Origin of the sequence: Streptomyces roseolus, assembly GCF_014649855.1 — a bacterium.
GTDB classification, from domain to species: domain Bacteria; phylum Actinomycetota; class Actinomycetes; order Streptomycetales; family Streptomycetaceae; genus Streptomyces; species Streptomyces roseolus.
Genome location: NZ_BMTV01000066.1, coordinates 1 through 5,169, shown reverse-complemented (window position 1 = coordinate 5,169; position 5,169 = coordinate 1). Strand labels below are relative to the sequence as shown.

Here is a 5,169-nt window from a genome sequence, read left to right as displayed (position 1 = left end):
ACCACCACTCGCCGACACGCTCGCGTCCGGACCCGGACGCGCACTCTCGACAACCGACATGACCAACCAGTCCTTTCACACAGGGGGACGGCCCTCCGAGCGGGGAGGACGGCCCTTCGAACACGAAGAAACGGGGGATGGGGGTGTGGGGGGTGGGATGTGGGGGGAACGGGGTCCGGGGTGACGCGGATCGGTGCGCGGGGCGTTCAGGCGGAGGACTCCGCGGAACCCCGGCGGCGGAGCTCGTCCGACAGTTCCTGCCAGACCCGCGCGCACTGGGCGGCTGCGGCGGCCGCCGTCTCGGCGCGGTACGGGGGGACCGCGGCGACGATCCGTTCCCGCTGGCGCAGGGCGCTGACCTGGAGGTCCAGCATCCGCAGCAGGAGCCGGCCCGCCTCGCTGAGGCGGAGCAGGGGGTCCTTGCACAGGGCGGGCACCAGGGTGGCGAGCCGCTGGCCCGCCGCACCGGGCGAGCCGGCCGGGCCGACCGGGCCCGGGGGGTCGCCCGGCCCGGATCCACCGGGTACGCCGGTCGGGCCGCCGCTCTCGTGGAGCGGGGGGCGGGCGCGCCGCTGGCCTGCGGGCACCGGGTCGGCGCCTTCGCCGATCCGACGTCGGACGTCCCGTACGGTCGACGGGGCGATGCCGGCCGCCCGGGCGATCTCCCGGAGCGACGCCTGGGGGTGGTCGGCGAGCAGCCGGGCCGCGGCCTCCCGGCCTCTCACCGGGTCCAGGGGCCGGATGCGGCCGTCACGGCCGATCCTGCCGTCCACCGCCGTCGGCCCGGCCGCCCGGGCGCGCAGTGCGGCGACGGTCCGGGCGGACAGCCCGGTGCGGTCGGCCAGGAAGCGGTCGGACCAGTCCGGGTGGGTCCGGAGGATCCGCAGGGCGGCGGTGGTGCGCTCCCTGCGGGTGAGGGGGCGTCCGTGGCGGATGTTGGCCTCCACGGAGAGGACGAAGGCGTCCTCGGCGCTGCCGTCGAAGAAGACGACGTCGACGGTGTTCTGGCCGCGGAGCCGTGCGGCGCGCAGCCGGTGGGTGCCGTCGATGACCCGCATGGTGGCGCGGTGGACGAGGAGCGGCCGGTAGGGACCCTCGGCGGTGGCCAGGGTGCGGGCGTACTCCTCGTCGAGTCCGACGGTCCGCGGCGAGTCGGCGGTCCGCAGGGTCGCGGTCGGCACCCTGACCACCGCGCCGGCGGCGTCGGCGATCGGGGTGGTGCGCGCGAGGGGTGCGGCGTGCGCGAGGGGCGTGGGGAGTTTTCTGAGGTTCAGGTTCAGATTCATGGGTTCACCTCCTTCCGGGAGTGGCCCGGGCGCCGGGTTCGATCGGCGACCCAGAAGGACAGTAAGTAACTACCGTTCGGTAACTCGCATCGGACAGGGGCTCCCGGCGCGACTCTGGCAACTCTCCGCCACGGGGCGGCCGGTGGTGGGCGACTGCGGGTCTTGCGCAGTCGCCCACCACCCCGGCGAGGGACGCCTCCGCCTCCTCGCCCGCCACCGGACGAAGCGGCCGGTCAGACACCCACGAGCTCCTGTGCGCCGACGAAGTCCCGCAGCCAGGAACGGAATCCGGGCCCGAGGTCCTCGCGTTCGCAGGCGAGGCGGACGGTGGCCTGGAGGTACTCGGCACGGTCCCCGGTGTCGTAACGGCGCCCGCCGAAGACGACGCCGTGCACGGGCCGGCCCCGCTCGACCAGCCCGCGGAGCGCGTCGGTCAGCTGGATCTCGCCGCCCCGGCCCGGGCGGGTGCGGCGCAGCTCGTCGAAGATCTCCGGGTCGAGCAGGTAGCGCCCGATCACGGCGAGGTTGCTGGGCGCGGTGCCGGGGGCGGGCTTCTCCACCAGGTCGGTGACGCGGACGCCGTCGCTGCCGGCCAGGCGGTGCACGGCGGCGCATCCGTACTGGTGGATGCGGTCGGGCCCGACCTCCATGAGCGCCACGACGCTGCCGCCGTGGCGCTCGCGGACCTCGGTCATCCGGGCGAGGAGGGGGTCGCGGGGGTCGATGAGGTCGTCGGCCAGGAGCACGGCGAAGGGCTCGTCGCCGACGTGCGGGGCGGCACAGAGGACGGCGTGGCCGAGGCCGAGCGGGTCGCGCTGGCGCACGTAGTGGATGTCGGCCAGTTCGGTGGAGGCGCAGACGCTGTCCAGCTTGTCCTGGTCGCCCCGGCGGGCCAGGGCCTCCTCCAGCTCGTGGTTGCGGTCGAAGTGGTCCTCCAGGGCGCGCTTGTTGCGGCCGGTGACCATGAGGATGTCCGCCATGCCGGCGGCGACGGCCTCCTCGACGACGTACTGGATGGCGGGCTTGTCGACGACCGGCAGCATCTCCTTGGGCGTGGCCTTGGTGACCGGCAGGAACCGGGTGCCGAGGCCGGCCGCGGGAATGACCGCCTTGGTGATGGGGGAAGGTGTTTTCGACATGGTGGTGAGGCTAGGGAATCCGGCCCCGCAAAAGCACCTGCCGCCGTTCCTCCGAGCCCCACTTCGGCATTTCGGCAAAGTCGTCCGGACCGCCGCGAGCCGAATGCGGCAAATGCGGTACGGGTGATTCCGATGACGTTTTCCGCGCTCATGAGGAAAGCCCCGACCACGAAAGAGCGCGGCCGGGGCGACGGGTTGGGGGCGGGGGGGGTCGGGGGGAGCGGGGCGTCAGGGGCCGCCCTGCGGCGGGACCGACGGCGAGCGGACGCCGTACGGGAGAGTGGCCCGGAGTTCGCCGTCCGGTCCGGCGGCGGGGGGTCCCGCGTACGGCTCCGCGACCACCCCCCGGCAGACGAGCCGCCACAGCTCGCGTAACTCCTCCAGGGCGCGGCCCGGCAGGGCGGTGGGCCGCCGCCGGACGCGCCAGGCGGTGCCGGACAGCAGGTGGCAGGCGAGCCCGGCGACCGGGCGGGGCTCGACGCCCGGCACCAGCTCCCCCCGCGCGGCGGCCTGTTCGAGCAGTGCGTGGAAGGACGGGAGCCAGGCGCCGCACCACGACGGGCCGGCCCGCCCGCCCTCCTGGGAGAGCCGGATCGCGGCCCGGACGGCCGCCTCGCGCTCGACCAGCGCACCGAGGGCGAGCAGCAGGACGGAGGCGGAGTCGACGGCCCGGCCGTCGCGCCGCTCGGCGTCGCCGACGACGTTCCGGGCCAGGGCCGTCCCGCGCTGCGCCACGGCGGCGGCGAGATCGGCCTTCGCCTCGAAATGGAAGGTCACCGCACCCACGGAAATGCCCGCACGCCGGCTCAACCGGGAGAACGAGGTTCCCTCGTAACCGTGCAGGTCGAATTCGACCGCGGCCGCGGAGAGAAGCTGCTGACGGGTGCGCACGGCGCGCGTTTGTTTCACCACGTGTTCATCACTGCCATTCGATCGTCACTGCCCCGCCGATACGCGTCGATACGCGCGCGTCGACATCCACGTCGATGCGCGCGTCGCTCCGCACGCCTCGATCGCGCCGATCGCGCCGATCGCGTCGGCGCGCGCCGTCGCGCGCCGTCCCCGAGGGGTCAGCGGCACCGCAGCCTGCCCGCCCGCGCCCCCCGACGCGAGGGCTACTTGGCGAAGACGTCACCCACCCCCGGATGCTCCGCCCGGCGCCCTCCCCCAACCTGCCGAAGTCGTCCCTCGAAGGCCAGAGGAACACTCGAAAAAAAACGATCGTTCTGTATTCTGCAAGGGACGGTCGACCGCCGGATCGACCGACGGGATCGCCCGGCCGGCACCCCCGGCCGTTACCGAGGAGGCGGAGAGATGACGGCACTGACCCTCCCCCTGGCTCCCAGAGCCACGGAGACGCCGCACCAGCGGTTACCCCAGCCCACGCCGCGGTCCGGACCCGGGCCCACGCCGCGGCCCGGGCCCGAGCCCACGCCGCCGCCCACCCCCGACCCGGCCCTGACCGGCTACACGGAGCGGCTCTTCGGCCACCTGTCCCGCGCCGACCAGCGGCGCTGGGCGCGGGTCTACCTCCAGGGGCTGCTGACCGCACCGGGCAAGAAGTCCGTACGGGAACTCGCCGCCTCGGTCACGGACTCCCCCACCGCGTACCAGTCGCTCCAGCAGTTCATCAACGCGAGCCCCTGGGAGTGGGAGCCCGCCCGCCGCGAGCTGCTGCGCTGGGTCGGCGAGCGCCACACCCCCGCCGCCTGGACGGTGGGGCAGGCGGTCCTGCCCAAGCGCGGCTCGCACTCCGTCGGCGTGCACCGCCGGTTCGACCCGGCCGCCGGCCGGACCCTCAACTGCCAGCTCGGCATCGGGATCTTCGCCTGCCTCGACGAGAGCACCGGCATCCCGGTCGACTGGCGGCTGCTCCTCCCGGAGCCCTGGCTCGCCGACGCCGACCGGCGCCGCCGCGCCCGGATAGACCCCGCGGCCTCCTACCGCTCCCCCGCCTCGCTGATCCTGGACCTCGCGGACGCCGTCCGGGACGCGCCCCGCGCGCCCCTGGTCGCGGACCTGAGCCGGACCGCACGGGCGGGCGAGCTGGTCGCCGCGCTCGCGGCCCGCGGCTGGGACCTGCTCGTCGCCGTCCCGCCGACGCTCACGCTCACCCCCGCCGGCCTCCCCACCGGCACCGAACTCACGGCCGCCGGCGTCGCCGCCCTCGGCCGGCTACGGCACCCCCAGGCGATGCGGGTCCACTCGACCCTCGTGCGCCTGCCCGATCTCCCGCAGCCCTGCCGCCTTTTCACCCAGCGCCGCAACGGCCCCTTCTGGCTCACGACCCTCACCCGCCACCGGATGGACGACCTGCTCCACCTGACCCTCCACCAGGGCGCGCCCGCCGCGACGACCCGCCGCCTGGCCGACGCGTACGGCCTCCTCGACTTCGAGGGGCGCTCGTACCCCGGCTGGCACCACCACATGACGCTGGTCTCGGCGGCATACGCCTACGACGTCGCCCCCGCGCCCCTGCGCCGCCACCGCCTCCCCGGCGCGGCGTGAGCGCCGGGGCCGGGGGGACGTGCGGGCGGGGCGGCCGCGGTGGCCGCGGCTGCGCCGGCTTTCACGGTCGTCACGGCTTTCACGGCTTTCTCGGCCGTGAAAGCCGTGGCGGCCGTGGCGGAAGACCGGTCACCCGTCGGCTCGCAACAGGGCGAGGATCTCGTCGCGGACCTTGGCCATGGTGGCCGCGTCACGGGCCTCGACGTTGAGACGGAGCAGGGGCTCGGTGTTGGACG

The 5,169-nt window shown here is 74.9% G+C and carries 5 protein-coding genes; 1 reads left to right on the top strand and 4 read right to left on the bottom strand.

The genetic code is table 11. The annotated features are described in order from the left end of the window. Positions 1–206: 206 nt before the first annotated feature. The 3 genes from IE245_RS36355 to IE245_RS36345 form a co-directional block, all read right to left on the bottom strand. Entirely contained in the window at positions 207–1,286 is a 1,080-nt protein-coding gene (locus tag IE245_RS36355) for a ParB/RepB/Spo0J family partition protein (protein ID WP_189955703.1), read from the bottom strand. Between the two features lie 233 nt (positions 1,287–1,519). Continuing rightward, complete coding sequence (galU, locus tag IE245_RS36350; protein WP_189955702.1) at positions 1,520–2,425, bottom strand: UTP--glucose-1-phosphate uridylyltransferase GalU; 906 nt, start codon at positions 2,423–2,425, stop codon at positions 1,520–1,522. 228 nt (positions 2,426–2,653) lie between these two features. Next, entirely contained in the window at positions 2,654–3,316 is a 663-nt protein-coding gene (locus IE245_RS36345; protein ID WP_189955700.1) for a TetR family transcriptional regulator, read from the bottom strand. Between the two features lie 423 nt (positions 3,317–3,739). Between IE245_RS36345 and IE245_RS36340 the strand changes: the two genes are divergently transcribed. Beyond that, complete coding sequence (locus IE245_RS36340; protein ID WP_229852076.1) at positions 3,740–4,933, top strand: IS701 family transposase; 1,194 nt, start codon at positions 3,740–3,742, stop codon at positions 4,931–4,933. A gap of 129 nt (positions 4,934–5,062) precedes the next feature. On the opposite strand, the gene IE245_RS36335 is transcribed toward IE245_RS36340, so the two are convergent. After that, the coding region (locus tag IE245_RS36335) for a hypothetical protein (RefSeq protein WP_189955698.1) at positions 5,063–5,169 on the bottom strand (107 nt) is incomplete at its 5' end.

Coding starts and splice junctions, on each gene's coding strand:
- IE245_RS36355 (WP_189955703.1), bottom strand. CDS start 1,286: ATGAATCTGAACCTGAACCTCAGAAAACTCCCCACGCCCCTCGCGCAC.
- galU (WP_189955702.1), bottom strand. CDS start 2,425: ATGTCGAAAACACCTTCCCCCATCACCAAGGCGGTCATTCCCGCGGCC.
- IE245_RS36340 (WP_229852076.1), top strand. CDS start 3,740: ATGACGGCACTGACCCTCCCCCTGGCTCCCAGAGCCACGGAGACGCCG.